This window comes from Kandleria vitulina DSM 20405 (genome assembly GCF_000702065.1).
Taxonomy (GTDB): Bacteria; Bacillota_I; Bacilli_A; order Erysipelotrichales; family Coprobacillaceae; genus Kandleria; species Kandleria vitulina.
The window spans coordinates 1-3,430 of the sequence record NZ_JNKN01000064.1 but is presented as its reverse complement, the minus strand read 5'-3'; the positions used below and the strand labels follow the sequence as shown (position 1 = coordinate 3,430).

2 protein-coding genes are annotated in these 3,430 nt (G+C 36.4%); both read left to right on the top strand.

Annotated features, from left to right (window positions below):
* Window positions 1-156: 156 nt before the first annotated feature.
* Window positions 157-2,496, top strand: coding sequence for an HAD-IC family P-type ATPase (locus T513_RS0109490; RefSeq protein WP_051654432.1), 2,340 nt, complete (start codon window positions 157-159; stop codon window positions 2,494-2,496).
* Window positions 2,497-2,631: 135 nt separating this feature from the next.
* The coding region (locus tag T513_RS0109485; protein ID WP_035877085.1) for a citrate/2-methylcitrate synthase at window positions 2,632-3,430 on the top strand (799 nt) is incomplete at its 3' end.

Genomic DNA, 3,430 nt, shown 5'->3' with positions numbered 1-3,430 from the left:
AAACCGACAGGGGATGAAAGTCCCGCGGGGGTTCGAATCCCTCAACCTGCGCCATTTGATGATTAACTTCTAGAGAAATCTCTAGAAGTTTTTTTGTTTTGTGTCATACTTAATTCATGAAGGGACATTATAATAGAATTTAAGAGGTTATGCTATATGAACGGATTAAATTATAATGAAGTCAATGAACGTATACAAAAAGGACAGATCAATACATCAGCTAAGGATATTTCAAAGACAAAAAAGCAGATTGTCTTTGAGCATGTTTTTACATACTTTAATGGACTTAATCTTTTCTTGGCGATGATGATTGTCTTTTCTGGTCGCTATATTAATCTTACCTTTATTGGGGTTGTCTTCTTTAATACAATTATTGGTATTATTCAGGAATTGAAGGTCAAAAAGACAATTGATGAGTTATCCATTGTCATGGATCAAAGTGTTCTTGTAAGACGAAATGGGCAGGATGAAATCATCAACAGTGATAAGCTTGTCTTAGATGATGTCTATACCTTAAAAGTAGGAACACAGATTCCATGTGATTCAGCTGTTTTAGATGGATACTTTGAAGTCAATGAAGCATTGCTTACCGGTGAAAGCAAGCCGGTAAAAAAAGTAAAGGGAACCCATGTTCTTGCGGGAACCTTTGTCACAAGCGGAAGTGGGATGGTAAAAGCAGAAAAAGTCGGTGACGATAATTATTCATCCGAGCTTTTGATGAAAGTCAAAAAGAAGAACAATGCGACTTCAGAAATGAAGGATGCGATTGAGAAGGTTATTAAGGTCTTAAGCATTATTATCGTGCCCGTTGGACTGATGCTCTTTCGTGCGCAGTACAATGCCAATGCGGATATCTCAGATGCCATTGTAAAGACCGTAGCAGGCGTTGTAGGAATGATTCCAGAAGGTTTAGTCTTGCTTACGTCAGTCTCGTTTGTATTAGGGGTTGGTCGCCTAGCTAAGAAGCAGGCACTAGTCCAACAGATGGAATCCATTGAAGCATTATCTAGGGTTGATACGCTATGCTTAGATAAGACTGGAACGATCACCACAGGTGAGCTTCGTGTCAATAATACCGTTATCTTTTATGATCTTGGATATGATGATCAAAAGGTCAATGAAGTCATGAGCGCCTTTGTGGATAACGGAGAAGAAGGCAATATGACCCAGGCCGCTTTGCGCCAGTATTTCCATGAAGAACATCACCTGCAAAGCGTCAAGTTCATTCCTTTCTCCTCTGACCGTAAATTTCAGGCTGTAACGTACGATAACGGCTGTTCCTATGTCCTAGGTGCTCCTGAATATTTAACGACGGACACAACTATTCTCAAGCTTGTCGCGGATTATTCTTATGCTGGGTATCGAGTGCTCATGTTAGGGGAGGCATCAAGGATTCATCGTCATAAAGAAACATACGATGATTTTGTGCCAATGGCTCTTATTGTCATTAGTGATATTATTAAGGAAGATGCCAAAGATACATTTGCCTTCTTTGAAAAAGAAGGAGTGGACATTAAGGTATTATCTGGAGATAATCCTATAACTGTATCGCGTGTATGCATGATGGCGGGATTGAAAAAGGGAGACCGCTATATTGATGCCTCCAAATTACCAGATGATATTGCATCTCTATCAAAGATCATTGATGACTATCAGGTCTTTGGACGTGTTAAACCAGAACAAAAAGAACTAATCATTCAGGCGCTTCAAAAGAAAGAACATATCGTCGCAATGGTAGGAGATGGTGTCAATGATGTATTGGCCATCAAGGAATCTGATTGCGGTATTGCGATGGCTAATGGGGCAGATGCTGCTAAGCATTCTGCACATATTGTTTTATTGGATTCACAGTTTTCTTCAATGAAAGATATTTTTAAAGAAGGACGCACAATTGTGGCCAATATTGAAAAAGTCAGTGCTCTCTATTTAACAAAGACAATTTATTCAACGGGATTATCACTGATCTTCTCTCTTATCGGCAAGGCCTATCCTTTTACACCGTTCCAGTTATCCATCATCAGCAGCTTTGCGATTGGCTATCCATCATTTTTTATCACGCTAGAAAAAGATGTCGATATGCAAAGTAAGGGATTCTTGCGTCATGTGCTCAATACAGCATTGCCATGTGGCCTATCCATTATTTTTTATGTTCTATTATCATTGTTTATGACAAGTTATCTCTCATTAAATATGAGAACATTTAATACATTAAGCTACTATATGACAGTTCTTGTAAGTTTTATTGTGCTATATAAGGTATGTCTTCCATTAAATAAATATCGAAAAGCAATCTTTGGAATCTGCAGCGTATGTGTTGTAGTCGCCTTGGTTTTCTTATCTAAATATTTATCTATTTATTCTTTATTTGATTTCCATAGCATACTTGTCATTCCACTTGCATTATCGTCATTTATTATGACAGCACTCTTTACGAATATAATCAATAAGATGAGATTAAGAAATGTTATAAAACAGGCAAAAAAATATTTTATCTGAAATTCTATATACCATAAATTACGTATTGATATTTTGTATTTTAAATAAAATGAAGAGTAATTTCGTAAAATAATTGTATACAATTATTAAATGAAATGATATAATGGATAAAAATATGATTAAGGGGGTAGTAGAATGAGCAACATAATCAAAAGAAGTTTTGAAAGAATGCTCGAGGATGAACAAATCCCAAACGAACTTTATAATAAATATTCTGTAAAGAAAGGCTTAAGAAACGATGATGGTACAGGGGTACTTGTAGGATTAACAAGAATTTCTGATGTCGTTGGATATGAAAAAGACGAAGAAGGTCATGTTAAGCCATGTATGGGGCGTCTCTATTATCGTGGTATTGAAGTCTCTGATTATCTTGCCCACAGTCAGGATAAAAGATTCTGTTTTGAAGAAACATGTTTCCTTATTTTATTTGGACATCTTCCAACTAAGCAGGAACTTGAAGAATTCAAGGCGGTTATTTCTCACCGATATCATTTGCCTGACCATTATCTTGAAGGAAGTATTTTAAGTTTCCCTTCAAAGAATTTAATGAATAAGCTTCAACAGGAAGTATTGATGCTTTATCGATACGATAAATATAACCCAGATAGTACAGATATTGTAGATACATTAGAAAAAGGAATTAACCTTATTGCCAAGATTCCAGTGATTGTATGTTATACATATGCTACAAAGATTCACTCATATGATCATGATTCATTGGTAATCCACCATATTGACCCAAGTCTATCTATTGCTGAACAGATTCTACATCTATTAAGAAAAGATGGACGTTTTACACCAAAAGAAGCAGAAGTGCTTGATACAGCCTTAGTGCTTCATGCTGATCATGGGGGAGGGAACAACTCCACATTTACTAATGTTGTGATCTCTTCTACAGGAACTGACCTTTATTCAACTATTGCTGGATCAATTG

Coding starts and splice junctions, on each gene's coding strand:
- T513_RS0109490 (WP_051654432.1), top strand. CDS start 157: ATGAACGGATTAAATTATAATGAAGTCAATGAACGTATACAAAAAGGA.